Below are 16,808 nucleotides of genomic sequence, written 5' to 3'. Positions count from 1 at the left end.
TTTTGATTTTTCGGAACCTCACGGACGCGTGATGGGTTTGATCAGTCCATAGGGAGACTGTTCCAATGAAATATCTCGCCATCGCCAGCGTCGCCTCGCTGGCCCTTCTCGCCGCCTGCAACCAGGGTGGCGACAGCGCCGCCCAGAACACCGGCGAAGCGGTCAACGCCACCCAAGACGCCACGTCCGGCGTCGTGGGCCAGACCTCGGCCATGACCATGGGCGCCAACACCGTCGACGGTTTCGTCACCGGCCTGGGCACCGGCAACATGTATGAGCTGGAAGCCGCCAAGATCGCCGCAGCCAAGTCCAAGAATGCGGACGTGAAGGCCCTGGCCGCCATGATCACCAAGGATCACACCGCAGCCGGCGAGAAGCTGGCCGCCGCTCAGGCGACCGCTGCGCCGAACGTCGCCATCCCCACGACGTTGGACGAACGCCGCAAGGGCCTGATCGACAATCTGAACGCCGCGACGCCGGACGACTTCGACAAGGTCTATCTGGACCAGCAGGTTGCCGCCCACAACGAGACGCTGACGCTGCTGAACGGCTTTGCCGACAACACCGAAGCGCCCGCCCTGGCCACGCTCGCACGCGAACTGGTGACGCCCGTCACTGCACACCGCGACCGCGCCCGCACTCTGCTGGACGCGATCAAGTAAAGGCAGCCGTCGCGTTGCTGACCAAAGGCGGTCCCGAAAGGGGCCGCCTTTTCCGCATTTGCAGGGCTGCGCTTGCTATTGGGGCCCATCCGGCCTACATGGCCCCCGCATTTCGCAACGCGGGAGAGGCGCGCTTCGGGGAGACATCCCGATCCGCACCATTCCGAGGGTCTTTCAGACCTTTAATCCCCCGCGCCACGTTTGATCGGAAAAAGGACTGAACGATCATGGCTCTGCCTGAATTCTCGATGCGCACCCTGCTTGAAGCAGGCGCCCACTTCGGCCACCAGACGCACCGCTGGAACCCGAAGATGGACCGCTACATCTTCGGCTCGCGCTCGAACATCCACATCATCGACCTGTCGCAGACGATGCCGCTGTTCCACCAGGCTCTGGTGGCCGTGCGTGAAGTCGCCGCAAAGGGCGGTCGCGTTCTGTTCGTCGGCACCAAGCGCCAGGCCGCAGAGCCGGTCGCCGAAGCCGCCAAGCGCTGCGCCCAGTACTACATGAACAACCGTTGGCTCGGCGGCACGCTGACCAACTGGCGCACCGTTTCGGGCTCGATCGCTCGTCTGCGTGAGCTGGAAGGCATTCTGGAAAACGGCGGCGAAGGCCGCGTCAAGAAAGAGCTGCTGAACCTGCAGCGCGAGAAGGACAAGCTTGAGCTGTCGCTGGGCGGCATCAAGGACATGGGTTCGATCCCGGACATCATGTTCGTGATCGACACCAACAAGGAAGCGATCGCGATCCAGGAAGCCCGCAAGCTGAACATCCCGATCATCGCCATCCTGGACACCAACTCGGATCCGGACGGCATCACCTATCCGGTCCCCGGCAACGACGACGCCGCCCGCGCCATCCAGACCTACTGCGACCTGATCGCCGACGCCGTTCTGGACGGCCTGGCCGCCGGCGCTTCGGCCTCGGGCATCGACCTGGGCGCTTCGGAAGCTCCGGTCGAGCCGATGCTGCGTGAAGCCTCGGCCCCCAAGGCTGAAGCCGAAGCCGCGCCGGCCGGCACGGAAGGCGCCGCCGCCGAACTGGAAGCCGCTGCTGAGCCGGCTGCCGAAACCGAGAAGGCCGAGGGCTAATCGCCCGCCGGGCGGCGTTCGCGTTCTTGAGCGCCGCCTGACGAACTGACACACGGCCGGGCTAAATCAGTCCGGCCGTTCCCACATACGAAATCCCCCAAGGAGAAGAACATGGCCGAGATCACTGCCGCCCTCGTGAAGGAGCTTCGCGAGCGTTCGGGCGTCGGCATGATGGACTGCAAGAAGGCGCTGGTCGAAAACGACGGCAACATCGAAGCAGCAATCGACTGGCTGCGCGCCAAGGGCCTGTCCAAGGCCGCCAAGAAGGCCGACCGCGTCGCCGCTGAGGGTCTGGTCGCCGTCGCGTCGAAGGAAGACGGCAAGGGCGAAGTCGCCGCCGCCATCGAGTTCAACGCCGAAACCGACTTCGTCGCCCGCAACGAGCTGTTCCAGAACGCCGCCAAGTCGTTCGCCCAACTGGGTCTGGAGCACCACTCGGTCGAGGCCCTGCACGGCGCCGAACTGGAAGCCGGCAAGACGGTCCAGGACGAAGTGACCAACATGATCGCCACCATCGGCGAAAACATGCAACTGCGCCGCGCCGCCCGCCTGTCGGTGTCGGAAGGCGTCGTCTCGACCTACGTCCACAACGCGGTTTCGCCGGGCGTCGGCCGTATCGGCGTGCTGGTCGCTCTGGAAGGCGAGGGCGACAAGACCGCGCTTCGCGAACTGGGCCGCAAGATCGCCATGCACGTCGCCGCCACCGCGCCGCTTTCGCTGAACACCGACGACCTGGACCCCGCCGCCATCGAGAAGGAACGCACCGTTCTGACCGAAAAGGCCAAGGAAGAAGGTCGCCCGGAAGCCATGATCGCCAAGATCGTGGAAGGCCAGATCAACAAGTTCCAGAAGGACGTGGTGCTGTCCAAGCAGCCGTTCGTCATGGATCCGGACGTGACCATCGAACAACTGGTCGCCAACTCGGCCAAGGAACTGGGCTCCTCCAACCTGCACCTGGCGGGCTTCGTCCGCCTGGCGCTGGGTGAAGGCGTCGAGAAGGTCGAAGGCCCCGACTTCGCGTCGGAAGTCGCCTCCATGATGGGCGGCAACTAAAAACATTCCCCTCATTCGTGAGGGTTTTGTATCAGAAGGGCGCGTTCGGCTTTGATGGCCGGCGCGCCTTTCGTCTATAAGAAGCCGCCTGATTCAATGGCGCCGCAGTCAAACGGACCTTCCCGCATGCCCGACGCCCCCTCGACCTTCCGCTACAAACGCGTCCTGCTGAAGGTGTCGGGCGAGGTGCTGATGGGCGACCAGTCGTTCGGCGTCGATATGAAGACGGTCGATGCTGTAGCCAAGGCCGTCGCGGACGTAGCGGCCGAGGGCGTGGAAATCTGTCTGGTCATCGGTGGCGGCAACATCTTCCGCGGTCTGTCCAAGGCGGCCGCTGGCATGGAGCGAGCCCAGGCCGACTATATGGGCATGCTGGCGACGATCATGAACGCCCTGGCCATGCAATCCGCGCTGGAGAAGATCGGCGTCTCGACCCGCGTGCAGAGCGCCATTCCGATGGCGGCCATCGCCGAACCCTACATTCGTCGTCGCGCCCTGCGGCACCTGGAAAAGGGCCGGGTCGTGATCTTCGCCGCCGGCGTGGGCGCACCGTTCTTCACCACGGACTCGGGCGCAGCGTTGCGTGCGGCGGAGATGGGCTGTGACGCCCTTCTGAAGGGCACCAGTGTTGACGGGGTCTATACCGCCGACCCGAAGAAGGATCCTGACGCGACGCGGTATGAGACGCTGTCCTATCAGGATGTGCTGGCCAAGGATCTGCGCGTCATGGACGCCTCGGCCATCGCCATGATGCGCGACACGGGCATACCGATCGTGGTCTTCTCCATTCGAGAAGACAATTCGCTGCGCCGGACCCTGACCGGCGAAGGCACGTTCACGGTCATTCAGGACGTCGCCTGAACGTTCGCCTGACCAGGAAAGACAAGAGAGACCAAGACCATGGCAAAGCCTGAACTGAAGACTTATCGCGACCGCATGGATCGCTCCGTCGCCGCGCTGAAGGAAGAGTTCAGCGGTCTGCGCACCGGTCGCGCCAACGCCGGCCTGCTGGAGCCCGTGCGGGTCGAAGCCTACGGCTCGGCCTCACCCCTGACCGCCGTCGCCGCCATCAGCGTGCCCGAGCCGCGCATGATCAGCGTCAGCGTCTGGGACAAGGGCATGGTGGTCGCCGTCGAAAAGGCGATCCGCAACGCCAACCTGGGCCTGAACCCGATCGTGGACGGCCAGACCCTGCGCATTCCGGTGCCGCCTCTGACCGAGGAACGCCGCAAGGACCTGGTCAAGCTGGCCGGCAAATATGCCGAGCAGCAGAAAATCTCGGTTCGCAACGTCCGCCGCGACGCCAACGACGACCTGAAGAAGGCCGAGAAGGCCGGCGAGATCAGCCAGGACGAACAAAAGAAGATGGAGACCGAGGTCCAGAAGGACACCGACGCGGCCATCAAGCGCATCGACGAGACCTTGAAGACCAAGGAACAAGAGATCATGCAGGTCTGAGGCGAAACGGCTGGGTCCGGAAGGGATCGCACGACAGATGACGGCAGACCGCGCCGCGCCTTCAGGCCAAAGCCCAGACAAGCAGGGTCAGGACGGCCCGCGCCACGTCGCCATCATCATGGACGGCAATGGACGCTGGGCGAAGGCGCGCGGTCTGCCGCGCGCCCTTGGCCACCGCGAAGGCGTCCAGGCGCTGAAGCGTACGATCCAGGCGGCGCCGGATCTCGGCATCGATTGCCTGACGGTGTTCGGCTTCTCCACCGAAAACTGGAGCCGGCCCGAAGACGAGGTATCGGATCTGATGGGGCTGGTGCGGTCCTACGTCGCCAGCGATCTGGCCCGCCTCACCAAGGCCGGCGTCCGGCTGAAGATCCTGGGGCGACGCGAAGGTCTGCCGGCCGACATCGCCGCCATCATCGAACGGGCCGAGGCCCAGACCGCCCATAACGATCGATTCCTGTTGCAGGTCGCCTTCAACTACGGCGGTCGTGCGGATTTGGTGGACGCGGCGCGTCGCCATATGGAGCGGGTGCTGGCGGGCGAGACGGTCGAGCCTTTCAACGAGGCGATCCTGACCTCGGGCCTGGCCACGGCGGGCTCGCCGCCGCTTGATCTGATCGTGCGCACGTCGGGCGAGCAGCGACTGTCGAACTTCCTGTTGTGGGAGGCCGCCTACGCCGAGCTCGTCTTCCAAGACATTCTGTGGCCCGACTATGGCCCCAAGGCGCTGGCTGAGGCGATCTCGGCCTTTGGTCAGCGCGATCGCCGTTTCGGCGGACGCGTGATCGCGCCTGAGCGCGCGACAGCCTGATGGCGGTCAAGGGTCGGGATATCGCCCTCAGGGCTGCGTCCGCCGTCGTGCTGGCGCCCGCAGCCGTCGCTGCGACGTGGGGCGGCGGCGTGTGGTTCCTGGCGCTGATGATCGTCGCCAGCGTCGTCCTGGCTTTCGAATGGGCGGCGATGAGTGCGCCCCATGCGCGCCGCGTCATGGGCGGCGCGGTCAGCTTCGGCGTCGTGGCTGCTGTAATCAGCGCTCATTTCGGCGCCATGTCCGTCGCCTTCATCATGCTGGTGTTCGGCGCGGTCGCGGCCGGAGTCTATGCCCGTAGTCGAGGGCAGGAGGCGCTGGATGCCGCCTATGGCGTGCTCTATCTCGGCTGGCCTTCGGTCCTGCTGATCTGGCTGCGCGACGTCGACAGTTTGATAGGGCTGCACTGGACCGTGCTGGTCTTCGCCGTCGCCTGGTCGGCCGACATCGTGGCCTACCTGGCAGGATCCACCTTTGGCGGACCCAAGCTGTGGCCGCGCTTTTCGCCGAACAAGACCTGGTCGGGGTTCATCGGCGGCGTTGCGGCCGGCGCGGTTGCGGGCGCCGTAATGACGGCCTGGGTCAATATGGGCGCCTTGAGCGTCGTCTGGGGGGCGGTGCTGGGCTTTGCCGCGGCCTTGGCGACCATGGCGGGCGATCTGTGGGAATCGGCGCTGAAGCGACGGTTCGGGGTCAAGGATGCGGGCAACACCATTCCCGGCCACGGCGGCCTGCTGGACCGTGTCGATGGTTTGATGTTCGCGGTCGTCGTCGTCGCGGCGGGCCGACTGATCGTCCTGATGCTGGAGCGTGGGGCGTGATCCGGCGTCGCATCACTGTGCTTGGCGCGACCGGATCGGTCGGCGCTTCCACGCTGGACCTGATGGCTCAAGCCGAGGCGACGGGCACGGGCGCGTTCGAGGTCGAGGCCCTGACGGGCGGCGCCAATATCGCCAAACTGGCCGAGCAGGCCAAACGCTGGCGGCCCAAGCTGGCCGTGACGGCGGATCCTGCGCGGTTGGGCGAACTGCGCGACGCCTTGTCCGGCACGGACGTCGCTGTCGCCGCCGGCGACGCCGCCATCGTCGAGGCGGCGACGCGACCCGCCGACTGGATCATGGCGTCCATCGTCGGAGCGGCGGGTTTGAAGTCCGCGTGGGCGGCCGCGGGAACGGGTGCGACCCTGGCGCTGGCCAACAAGGAAAGCTTGGTCTGCTGCGGGCCCGCCCTGATCGAACGGGTCAAGCGGGCAGGGGGGCGCTTGATCCCCGTCGATTCCGAGCACTCCGCCATCTTCCAGGTGTTTCCGGCCGAAGCGCCTGAGCGGGTGGCCAAGCTGATCCTCACCGCATCGGGCGGGCCTTTTCGCAAGACGCCGCGCGAGCAGATGGTCGCCATCACGCCGGAACAGGCCGTCGCCCACCCTAACTGGAGCATGGGCGCCAAGATTTCAGTCGATAGCGCCACCATGGCCAACAAGGGCCTGGAGATGATCGAGGCGGCTTATCTGTTCGATACGCCGCAGGATCGGATCGACGTCGTGGTGCACCCCGAATCGATCATCCACAGCCTTGTGGAATATGTGGATGGTTCGACGCTGGCCCAGATGGGACCGCCGGATATGCGCACGCCGATCGCCTGCGCCATGGCCTGGCCGGATCGGATCGCGTGGCCGGCGCCCAAGCTGGATCTGGCTGCGCTGGGTCGGCTGACGTTCGAAGCGCCCGATCTGACGCGCTTTCCCGCCCTCGATCTGGCGCGTCAGGCCCTGAAGGCGGGCGGCGCGACGCCCGCCGTGTTCAACGCCGCCAACGAGGTCGCCGCCTTCGCCTTCCTTGACCGCAAGCTGGCGTTTCTCAATATTGCCGCAGTCGTCGCCGAAACCCTTGAGCGTGCGACGAAAGCGGGGATGGCTTTCGGTTCTGGAGACGCCTGCGGCGCGGCCCTTTCGGTCGACGCCGAGACGCGTCGAATGGCCGAGAGCGTCATCGCCAGCCTTGCGAATGCGGCCTGACAGCAGGCCAGGGGAGACGATTTTCGAATGCTGGGCGTCCTGGGTCAGGTCCTGATCTCCATCGCCTCGTTCCTGCTGGTGCTGACCTTTATCGTCACCATCCACGAACTGGGTCACTTCCTTGTCGCGCGCGCCTTTGGCGTGAAGGTGGATCGGTTCGCGGTCGGCTTCGGCAAGGCCGTGGCCAGCCGCACCGATCGTCACGGCATCGAATGGCGTCTCGGTTGGCTGCCGCTGGGCGGCTATGTGAAGTTCTCGGGCGATCTGGATGCGTCCAGCGTGCCTGACCGGGCCGGATTGGATGAACTGCGCAGCCGCGTGGTCGCCGAGCGTGGACCGGGCGCCGAGCGCGATTATTTCCATTTCAAGCCGGTGTGGCAGCGCGCCCTGATCGTCGCGGCCGGGCCCATCGCGAACTTCATCCTGGCCATCACCATCTTCGCCCTCGTCTTCATGGCGGTCGGCGTGTCCTTGCGCCCCGCGCGTGTCTCTCAGGTGCAGGCGGGATCGCCGGCCGCCGCCGCCGGTTTCCAGGTCGGCGACCTGATCACCCAGGTGAACGGCAAGGCCATTAGGGACGGCAGCGCGGTCACCCGCACCGTCATGCTTTCGACCGGTGATCCCGTGCGCTTCACGGTCGAGCGCGCCGGGCGTCCTGTCGAACTGGTCGCCACGCCGGAACGCCGCGAGGAAAACGACCCCATCGCCGGACGCGTCAAGGTCGGCCGCATCGGCCTGGGGCTGGGCTCGTCGGCCGGTGATGTCCGCCACGTGCGCTATGGCCCCGTCGAGGCTGTCGCCGAGGGAGCGCGCCAAACGGCCGACGTCATCGGCTCGACCTTGACCTACCTCGGACGCCTGGCGACGGGCCGCGAGTCGGGCGATCAGTTCAGCGGTCCGCTGGGCATGGCCAAGGCGACGGGCTCGCTGACCACGGCTGCGGTCGAGGCCAATCCAGCGCCTAGCGCCATGGCCATCAACCTGATCCTGACGCTGACAACCTTGGCCGCCATACTTTCGATCGGAATCGGCTTTCTAAATCTGCTTCCCATTCCGGTCCTCGACGGCGGGCATCTGCTTTTCTACGGCTATGAGGCTGTGGCGAAACAGCCTGTGTCGGCGCGATTCCAGGAGATGGGCTATCGTGCAGGCCTTGCGCTTTTGGCGGGATTTATGTTGTTCGCAACGTGGAACGACCTACAGAAGCTCAATATCTTCCAATTCCTCGGCGGGCTCGTCTCGTGAGCCGACGCCAGCCCCCGACGGTTTCCCGAATGAATGACATGACCTCTCGCGCCGCCCTTCGACTGAGCGCCCGCTCCAGCCTGCTGGCTCTGGCGGTCGCCGCCGGTCTGGGGGCACCCGCGCTGGCGCAGACCGCGCCGGCGACGACGCCTGCCGCGCCGGCTCAAACGCCCGCCCAGACCCCCGCTCCGACGGCCGCGCCTCAGGCGGCGGCGAGTGCCGCCGAACCGCGCATCGAGATCGCTGCGCCGCAGACGATCACGATAAACCGCATCATCGTTCAGGGCGCGCAGCGGATCGACCAGACGACGGTCCTTTCCTATCTGCCGATCCGTCCCGGTGATGCGGTCGACGCCTCGGTGCTGGACGTCGCGGTGCGCACCCTGTCGCGGACGGGCCTGTTCGCCGATGTGCAACTGGGCATCCAGAACGGCGACCTGATCGTCCAGATCGTCGAGAACCCGATCATCAACCAAGTGGTGTTCGAGGGAAACAAGGCGCTGTCGAAGGACAAGCTGACCAAGGAAGTGACCCTGGCGCCGCGCGGCATCTATACCCGCGCCAAGGTTCAGGAAGACGTCGGCGCCATCGTCGAACTGTATCGCCTGCAGGGCCGCATCTCTGCGACCGTGACGCCCAAACTGGTCCAGCTGGAGCAGAACCGCGTCGATGTGATCTTCGAGATCAACGAAGGACCGCAGACCGGCATCAGCGCCATCAACGTGCTGGGCAACGAGGCGTTTTCCGATCGTGACGTGCGCGGCGTGATGGTCACGGAGAAGTCGACCTGGTGGAAGTTCTTCTCCAACAACGACAACTACGATCCCAACCGCCTGGAATACGATCAGGAGCAGTTGCGGAAGTTCTACACCAACCGCGGCTATTACGACTTCCGCGTGGTGTCCTCGGTCGCCGAGCTGCAGCCGGACGATCAGGCGTTCCAGCTGACCCTGACGCTGAACGAAGGCGACAAGTACAACTTCGGTGAGATCAAGGTCGTCACCCAGAATGACCGCCTGAATGCCGACTTCCTGAAGGCTCTGGTGCCGATCCGGGAAGGCCAGCTGTACGAAAGCGACAAGATCGAGCAGGCCGTCGACGCCCTGACGTTCGCGGCCGGTTCGGCCGGTTATGCCTTCGTCGAGATCAATCCGACCTACAAGGCTAATCCCGAGACCGACACGGTCGATGTGACCTTCAACGTGTCCGAGGGCCAGCGCGTCTATATCGATCGCATCAATGTGGTCGGCAACACCCGCACGATCGACCCGGTGATCCGCCGCGAACTGCTGCTGACCGAGGGCGACGCCTTCAACCGCGCCCTGATGGAGCGCTCGCGCAACAACCTGCGCGCCCTGGGCTTCTTCAAGGACGTGACGGTCGAGGAAACGCGTGGCAGCGCGCCGGACCGCTCGATCATCAACGTCAATGTACAAGAGCAACCCACCGGCGAACTGTCCGTCGGCGCGGGCTTTAGCTCCGTCGACTCCTTCACCGTCAATCTGGGCATCTCGGAGCGGAACTTCCGTGGGCGCGGCCAGAACGTGGTCGCCCGTCTGGAGTGGGGCTCGCTGCGCCAGCAGGTCGACTTCCGCTTCACCGAGCCGAAGTTCCTCGGCCGTGACCTGCGCGCCGGCTTCGACCTGTTCCACTCGCGCTATGACCTGAGCCAGTACTCGTCATACGACTATCGCTCGACCGGCGCGGGCCTGCGTCTGTCCTATCCGCTGAACGGAAATATGCTGCTGAGCACGCGCTATTTCCTGAAGTCCGACGAGATCATCGTGCCAACGGGCTTCTGCTCGGGCGTGGGGCAGGGATCTTCGGCGCTGTGTGACCAGATCGGCAGCTTCATCAACTCGTCGGCGGGCTACACGCTTCAGGTCAACTACACCAACGATCCGATCCGTCCGACACGCGGCTGGGCCGGTTCGCTGCGTCAGGACCTCGCGGGTTTGGGCGGCGACGTGAACTATGTGAAGACCGAGGCTGATGCGAGCTGGTACTATGGCATCACGCCAGCCTGGGTCGTCAGCGTTCAGGGTTCGACCGGCTACGTCAGCGGCTGGAACGGTGACCCGATCCGCATCAACGACCGCTTCTTCAAGGGCGGCAACAGCTTCCGCGGCTTCGAGACAGCCGGTATGGGGCCGCGCGATCTGAATACGACCGATGCCCTGGGCGGCAACTTCTACGCCATCGGCACGGTCGAGCTCACCGTGCCGAACTATCTGCCCGAGCAATACGGCATCAAGACCTCGCTGTTCGCCGATGTCGGTACGCTGGGGGTGCTGGATGACCGCTACAAGCTGACGTCCACCGGAACGGTGAACACCAATATTGCCGATGAGCTGTCGCTGCGCGCATCGGCTGGCGTCAGCATCCACTGGAAGTCGCCAATGGGTCCGATCCGCTTCGACATCTCCAAGGTCCTTTCCAAGGAAGATTACGACAAGACGGAATCCTTCCGCTTCTCGACCTCCACTCAGTTCTAATCGCGGCTTTTTCGACCGCACGAGGAAACACCATGAAAGCTCTGATCATCGCGGCGACCGCCGCTGCTTCGCTCATCGCCACCGCCGCTTCGGCGCAACAGGCCGGCGCGCCGGCCAACCCCGGCCCGGTGATCCCCGGCGTCTGCGTCTATTACAACGCGCGTCTGCTGGCCCAGTCGTCGGCCGGTCAGGCCGTCGAAGCCCGCATGCAACAGTTGGCTCAGGAAGTTCAGGGCGAGCTGCAACCTTACGCCACGTCCATCCAGTCGGACGCTCAGCAACTGCAAGCCTCGGGCTCGAGCCTGCCGGCCGACCAACTGCAACAGCGCCGTCAGGCCCTGCAGCAGCGCGCGCAAGAGGCCCAACAGCTGGAAGCCACGCGTGAAAACGAGCTGCGCTACACCCTGGGTATGCAACGCCAGGCCATTACCGAGGCCGTCTCGCCGATCCTGACCGCCCTGTATCAGGAGAAGGGCTGCGGCCTGCTGCTGGACCGCGAGAGCGTCTTCATGATGAACCCGGCCATGGATGTCACTGACCTGGCGATCCAGCGCCTGAACACGGCCCTGCCGACCCTGAGCTTTAACCGTATGGCCGTGCCGGCTCAGACGCAGGCTCAACCGGCCGCCGCCAACTAAGTCGTCGATGCCCGATCCCCGCTTTTTCGAAACCCTGTCGCCCCTCAGCGTCGCCGATTTGGCGGCGCAGATCGGGGGCGAGGTCGAGCGGGGCGGGGATCGCATGATCGCCTACGTCGCGCCCTTGTCCTCTGCGGACGGGGGCGCGATCGCGTTCTTAGGCGACCGCAAGTTCGCCGCCGCGCTGGCGACGACACAGGCCGGCTGCGTCATCGTGCCGGCTGAGGCCAAGGACGCCGCGCCGTCGTCCGCCGCTGTCATCATCTCGCGCACGCCTCAAGCCGCCTGGGCCAAGGCGTCGTTGGCGCTGCATCGGCCCATACTTCTGGACAAAGCGATAACCCGCGACGAGGCGGGCGAGGACGACAGCGTCGTGGTCGAACCGGGCGCGATCCTGGGGCAGGGCGTCCGCATCGGTCGAGGGTCCCGCATTGGCGCCAACAGCGTCATCGCGCCCGGCGTGCAAATCGGCCGTGATTGCGTGATCGGCGCCAACGTCAGCGTGGCCTTCGCGCTGATCGGCGACCGGGTGAAGCTGTATGCCGGCGCCCGGATCGGCGAAGCGGGCTTCGGCGCCACGGGGACAGCGGCGGGGGTCATGGATATTCCCCAACTCGGTCGCGTCATCCTTCAGGACGGCGTGACGGTGGGCGCCAACTCGTGCATCGACCGTGGCGCCTATGACGACACGGTCATCGGCGAGAACACCAAGATCGATAATCTGGTGATGGTCGGCCACAACTGCGTCATCGGCCGCAACTGCTTGCTGGTCGCCAATACCGGCATCTCGGGCTCGGTGACCGTGGGCGACAATGTCATCTTCGGCGGCAAGGCGGGGATCGGAGACCACATCACGATCGGCGAGGGTGCGCGCGTCGCGGCCGGAGCCGGTGTGCTGGCCGATGTTCCCGCTGGCGAGACCTGGTCTGGTTATCCGGCGCGTCCGATCCGACAGTTCTTGCGCGAGACGGTCTGGCTCGCCAAACAGGCCTCATCAAAGAAGGCTCCAAAGGAATCATAGGGATGAGCGACGCGACTGCCGTTGAAGGCAAGATCGATTACGCCGAGGTGATGCGGCGGCTGCCGCACCGTTATCCCTTCCTGCTGGTGGACAAGGCCGAAGACTTCGTGCCTGCTACGTCGATCGTCGGCATCAAGAACGTCACCCACAACGAGCCCTTCTTCCCGGGGCATTTCCCGATCGATCCGGTCATGCCCGGCGTGCTGATCGTCGAGGCCATGGCCCAGACCGGCGCACTGTTGATGTCCAAGACGCTGGATGTCGCCGTGGCCGACAAGGTCATCATGTTCATGTCGATCGACGGGGTTCGTTTTAGAAAGCCCGCGAGGCCCGGCGACCAACTGCGCATGGAGGTCAAGGTGATCCGCGCGCGGGGCGACGCCTACAAGTTCCGGGGCGAGACCTTCATCGAAGGCAAGCTGGCGGCCGAAGCCGAGTTCATGGCGATGGTGGTGACTGTGCCTGCTCCAGCGCCTGGGCCGGCGGCCTGATGACCGTTCATCCCACGGCTCTGATCGACGCGACGGCGACCTTGGGCGAGGGGGTTCAAGTCGGCCCCTGGTGCACGGTCGGGCCGAATGTGGTGCTGGGCGACAATGTGCGTCTCGTCAGCCATGTCGTGGTCCAGCAGGACACGACGGTCGGGGCCGGGACGGTCATCCATCCCTTCGCCGTCATTGGCGGCGACCCGCAGCACAATGGCTACAAGGGCGAGACGGTCCGGCTGGAGATCGGCGAGAACAACGTGATCCGCGAGCACTGCACCTTCAATCGGGGCACGCCGCAGGGGACGGGCGTCACGGTCGTGGGTTCGAACAACCTGTTCATGACCGGCGCCCACGTCGGCCACGACTGCGTTGTCGGCGACAATGTCGTCATGGCCAATAACGCGACCCTGGGCGGTCATGCTCAGGTCGGGGACAAGGTGTTTCTGGGCGGACTGTGCGCGGTGCACCAGAACGGTCGTGTCGGGCAAGGCGCGATCATCGGCGGTCTGGCGGCGGTGACGCGCGACGTCATCCCTTATGGCTCGGCCTGGGGCAATCACGCGCGTCTGCGTGGGCTGAATCTGATCGGGTTGAAGCGTAAGGGCTACGGCAAGGATCAGGTGCGGCGTCTGCTCGCGGCCTATCGTGATCTGTTCGAGGGAGAGGGCGAGTTCGCCGGTCGGATCGATGGCGTGGCGGAACGCTATGCCGACCTGCCGGAGATCACGCAGATCATCGCCTTCATCCGCGACGGCGGGCGGCGTCCGCTGTGCCTGCCGAACGCGGAATGAGCGCGGCTGAAAAGCTGGGTCTGATCGCGGGCGGCGGTGATCTGCCGGCGGCCGTCGCGGCGCGTTGCGACGCGCTAGGGCGGCCTGTTTTCGTGATCCGACTGTCCGGGTTTGCCGATGAACATCTGGCGCGCTGGCCCGGCGCCGAGTTCGGCATGGCGCAGATCGGCGCGATCCTGAAGGCGTTGAAGGCCGAGCGCTGCACGACCGTGTGTCTGGCGGGCATCGTCAATCGGCCGGATTTCAAGACGCTCAAGCCTGATTTCAAAGGGGCGACCCTGTTGCCGGGCATCGTCGCCGCCGCCTCCAAAGGCGATGACGCCCTGCTGCGTAAAATCCTGTCGGTGTTCGAGGCCGAAGGCTTCGCCGTCGAGGGCGCCGATGACATTCTGGGCGGCGACACGCTTGGCGCGGGCGCCCTGGGCGCCGTCTCGCCGACCGAGGAGCAGCTAGACGATCTGAAGAAGGCGCTGCATGTCGCAGAAAAGTCAGGCGAACTCGACATCGGTCAGGGCGCCGTGGTCTGTGACGGCCTGGTCCTTGCGGTTGAGGCGCAGGAAGGCACGGACGCGATGCTGACCCGCGTCGCCAACCTGCCGAGCGATCTGCGCGGGACCACCGATAGTCCCAAGGGCGCGCTCGGAAAGGCGCCCAAGCCCATTCAGGATCTGCGCGTCGATATGCCCGTGATCGGGCCGCGCACCGTCGAAATGGCGGCGGCGGCGGGTTTGGCTGGTATCGGCGGCGTGGCGGGACGTTTGATCCTGATTGATCGCGCAGCCATCGTCGAGACGGCGAACCGTCTGGGCCTGTTCGTCTGGGGCGTGGATCGGTGAGCCGTCCGCTGAAGATCATGCTCGTGGCGGCGGAGGCTTCTGGCGATGCGCTGGGCGCCGGTCTGGCCAGGGCGTTGAAGGTGCGGTTAGGCGACGGTGTGGCCTTTGTCGGCGTCGGCGGACCCAAGATGGCGGCCGAAGGCGTGGTTAGCCCGTTCGACATCGCCGAACTCTCGATCCTGGGCTGGATCGAGGGTTTGCGCGCCTATGGTAAGGTCAAGCGGCGCGTCGAGCAGACGGCGGCGCTGGCCGAGCGGGAAAAGCCCGACGCCGTGGTGCTGATCGACAGTTGGGGCTTCACGATCCGTGTGGCCAAGGCGATCCGGGCCGCGCGCCCGGACCTGCCGCTGATCAAATACGTCGGGCCTCAGGTCTGGGCCTCGCGGCCGGGCCGGGCCAAGACCTTGGCAGGCGCTGTCGACCATCTTCTGGCCCTCTACGGCTTTGATGCGCCCTGGTTCGAGCGCGAGGGCCTGCCGACGACTGTGGTCGGTTCGTCTGCGCTTCATATGAACGTGGATGCTGCGGACGGTGCAGCGTTCCGCGCGCGTCGTGGGATCGCCGCCGATGCGCAGCTTCTCTTGGTGCTGCCCGGCAGCCGGCCCAGTGAGATCACTCGAATGGCCCCCATCTATGAGGCGACGGTCAGAAAACTGAAGACCACCAATCCCGGCCTGGAAGTCGCCGTGGTCGCTGCGGGGACGGTGGCTCACGATGTTGCAGGCCGCGTCGCCGCCTGGCCCTTCCGCGCTCACCTGGTCGACGAAGCCGAAAAGTATGACGTCATGCGAGCCGCGACCGTCGCCCTGGCCACCAGCGGCACCGTGTCGACCGAACTGGCGCTGGCAGGCGCGCCGATGGTCATCGCCTACAAGATCGACGGGCTCAGCTATCAGCTGATGAAGCGGTTCGTGACGGCCAAACACATCACACTGTTCAATGTCGCGGCTGACGACCGGATCGCGCCCGAGTTCATTCAGCACGAGGCGACCCCGGCCATTCTGACGGCGGCGGTCGGGCGGCTGCTGGCCGACCCGGCCTTGGCAGCCGAACAGGCGCGTCGCCAGACGGAGGCATTGGACCTGATGGGGCGCGGAGGACCGGACCCCTCCGAACTGGCTGCCGATGCGGTGCTCAAGGTCATCGCCGACAAGTCGGCGAGCTGACGATGGCGCGGGCGCTCAGTCCGCGACGTGCGGCCGAGGTCCGCGCCGCGCTTCAGATGGCGGTCGGCGCGATGGCTGCGCTCTATCTCGCGACCTGGCTGAACCTGCCGCACCCATACTGGAGCGTGATTTCCGCCATCGTCGTCATCCAGGCGAGCGTCGGCGGCGGCGTCCTGACCGTCGCGCGCGACCGAGCCATCGGTACGGCGACCGGAGCGCTGGCGGGGGCGGTTTTCGCCTTCCTTCGTCCGCCCGGCCTGGAGAGCATGGCCCTGAGCATCGCCGTCTCCGCAGGGCTGCTGGCCTTCTTTGCAACCGGGCGGCCATGGCTGAAGGTCGCGCCCGTGACGGCGACCATCGTCATCGCCGGTGGGACGGGTGCAGAAGGGCCGGCGTCCCTGGCGATGGATCGGGTGATGGAAATCCTGGTCGGCAGCGGCGTCGGGGTTCTGGCGATCCTGGCCCTGTTTCCGCGCCATGCCAGGCAGTCCTTCAAGCTTCAGGCGCGCGAGGCGGCGGGCGAAGCGGCGAGGCTGTTGGCCTTGGTCTCAAAGGCCGTTCCGGAGGATGCCTCCGAAATCTCGCGCCGTCATGCCGATCTGAAGCGGCGGCTGGATGCGTTGGGTCAGGCCGCCAAGAACGTCATCGATCTGCCCGGCCCGCAACGTGAGACGGCGGATCGAGCCGCGCTCGTGCGCGCCTTCTGGCGCGTGCGCAGCGACATCGTCATCCTGGGGCGCGGTTTCCAGGCTGAGGGCGCTGGCGCCCGGCTGGATCCCTGGTCGCAGGACGCGGAGCGGGCGGTGGAGCAACTCAAGGCTCTGTCTCAGGGCAAGGCCGCCCAGCCCATGGGCGCGATCGACCAAAGCCTGGCCTTGTCCATGGCCGTCGAGGGCGACGATGTGGCTTTAGGCGCTGCTGCGATCGGCGTGGCGCATATGCACCGCGATCTGGACGACCTGGCTGCACGGTTCGCGGATCTGAAGCTGGTCTGACGACAAAGAAAAACGCCGGGGATGTCTGCCCGGCGTTTTGTATTTTT

17 protein-coding genes are annotated in these 16,808 nt (G+C 65.7%); all 17 read left to right on the top strand.

Features of this window, described 5'->3' with window-relative positions; all coding sequences use genetic code 11:
• Nucleotides 1–65: 65 nt before the first annotated feature.
• The 17 genes from PFY01_RS10700 to PFY01_RS10620 all read left to right on the top strand — a co-directional run bounded on the left by PFY01_RS10700 (nt 66) and on the right by PFY01_RS10620 (nt 16,761).
• Complete coding sequence (locus tag PFY01_RS10700) at nt 66–662, top strand: DUF4142 domain-containing protein (protein WP_271041266.1); 597 nt, start codon at nt 66–68, stop codon at nt 660–662.
• Between the two features lie 227 nt (nt 663–889).
• Nucleotides 890–1,753, top strand: a complete 864-nt coding sequence (rpsB, locus tag PFY01_RS10695; RefSeq protein WP_017503967.1) for a 30S ribosomal protein S2 — start codon at nt 890–892, stop codon at nt 1,751–1,753.
• 111 nt (nt 1,754–1,864) lie between these two features.
• Complete coding sequence (gene tsf / locus PFY01_RS10690) at nt 1,865–2,806, top strand: translation elongation factor Ts (RefSeq protein WP_055753506.1); 942 nt, start codon at nt 1,865–1,867, stop codon at nt 2,804–2,806.
• Between the two features lie 126 nt (nt 2,807–2,932).
• Entirely contained in the window at nt 2,933–3,667 is a 735-nt protein-coding gene (pyrH, locus tag PFY01_RS10685; protein WP_045811327.1) for a UMP kinase, read from the top strand.
• Between the two features lie 39 nt (nt 3,668–3,706).
• Complete coding sequence (gene frr / locus PFY01_RS10680; protein WP_055753507.1) at nt 3,707–4,264, top strand: ribosome recycling factor; 558 nt, start codon at nt 3,707–3,709, stop codon at nt 4,262–4,264.
• A gap of 118 nt (nt 4,265–4,382) precedes the next feature.
• Complete coding sequence (gene uppS / locus PFY01_RS10675) at nt 4,383–5,075, top strand: polyprenyl diphosphate synthase (protein WP_231868805.1); 693 nt, start codon at nt 4,383–4,385, stop codon at nt 5,073–5,075.
• A complete protein-coding gene (locus PFY01_RS10670; protein WP_039247425.1) occupies nt 5,075–5,893 on the top strand; it encodes a phosphatidate cytidylyltransferase in 819 nt (272 codons plus the stop codon). Before uppS ends, PFY01_RS10670 begins: the two co-directional genes overlap by 1 nt.
• Nucleotides 5,890–7,086, top strand: coding sequence for a 1-deoxy-D-xylulose-5-phosphate reductoisomerase (gene dxr / locus PFY01_RS10665; RefSeq protein WP_271041265.1), 1,197 nt, complete (start codon nt 5,890–5,892; stop codon nt 7,084–7,086). Before PFY01_RS10670 ends, dxr begins: the two co-directional genes overlap by 4 nt.
• 27 nt (nt 7,087–7,113) lie before the next feature.
• On the top strand, nt 7,114–8,331 hold the full coding sequence (locus PFY01_RS10660; protein WP_271041264.1) for a M50 family metallopeptidase: 1,218 nt from the start codon (nt 7,114–7,116) through the stop codon (nt 8,329–8,331).
• Nucleotides 8,332–8,360: 29 nt separating this feature from the next.
• Complete coding sequence (gene bamA / locus PFY01_RS10655) at nt 8,361–10,826, top strand: outer membrane protein assembly factor BamA (RefSeq protein ID WP_271041263.1); 2,466 nt, start codon at nt 8,361–8,363, stop codon at nt 10,824–10,826.
• Between the two features lie 32 nt (nt 10,827–10,858).
• Nucleotides 10,859–11,464: an OmpH family outer membrane protein gene (locus PFY01_RS10650; RefSeq protein ID WP_055753512.1), complete on the top strand. Its 606-nt coding sequence runs from the start codon at nt 10,859–10,861 to the stop codon at nt 11,462–11,464.
• Nucleotides 11,465–11,471: 7 nt separating this feature from the next.
• On the top strand, nt 11,472–12,485 hold the full coding sequence (gene lpxD, locus PFY01_RS10645; protein WP_091747011.1) for a UDP-3-O-(3-hydroxymyristoyl)glucosamine N-acyltransferase: 1,014 nt from the start codon (nt 11,472–11,474) through the stop codon (nt 12,483–12,485).
• Entirely contained in the window at nt 12,482–12,976 is a 495-nt protein-coding gene (gene fabZ / locus PFY01_RS10640; RefSeq protein WP_420197072.1) for a 3-hydroxyacyl-ACP dehydratase FabZ, read from the top strand. The genes lpxD and fabZ overlap by 4 nt, the downstream gene beginning before the upstream one ends.
• Entirely contained in the window at nt 12,976–13,764 is a 789-nt protein-coding gene (lpxA, locus tag PFY01_RS10635) for an acyl-ACP--UDP-N-acetylglucosamine O-acyltransferase (RefSeq protein ID WP_271041261.1), read from the top strand. The genes fabZ and lpxA overlap by 1 nt, the downstream gene beginning before the upstream one ends.
• Complete coding sequence (gene lpxI, locus PFY01_RS10630) at nt 13,761–14,600, top strand: UDP-2,3-diacylglucosamine diphosphatase (RefSeq protein WP_271041260.1); 840 nt, start codon at nt 13,761–13,763, stop codon at nt 14,598–14,600. The genes lpxA and lpxI overlap by 4 nt, the downstream gene beginning before the upstream one ends.
• Nucleotides 14,597–15,766: a lipid-A-disaccharide synthase gene (gene lpxB, locus PFY01_RS10625; protein WP_271041259.1), complete on the top strand. Its 1,170-nt coding sequence runs from the start codon at nt 14,597–14,599 to the stop codon at nt 15,764–15,766. The genes lpxI and lpxB overlap by 4 nt, the downstream gene beginning before the upstream one ends.
• Before the next feature lie 2 nt (nt 15,767–15,768).
• Entirely contained in the window at nt 15,769–16,761 is a 993-nt protein-coding gene (locus PFY01_RS10620; protein ID WP_271041258.1) for an FUSC family protein, read from the top strand.
• Nucleotides 16,762–16,808 lie beyond the last annotated feature (47 nt).

This window comes from Brevundimonas vesicularis (assembly GCF_027886425.1).
GTDB classification, from domain to species: domain Bacteria; phylum Pseudomonadota; class Alphaproteobacteria; order Caulobacterales; family Caulobacteraceae; genus Brevundimonas; species Brevundimonas vesicularis_C.
The sequence above is the reverse complement of the archived record's forward strand: the minus strand, read 5'-3'. Positions and strand labels throughout refer to the sequence as shown.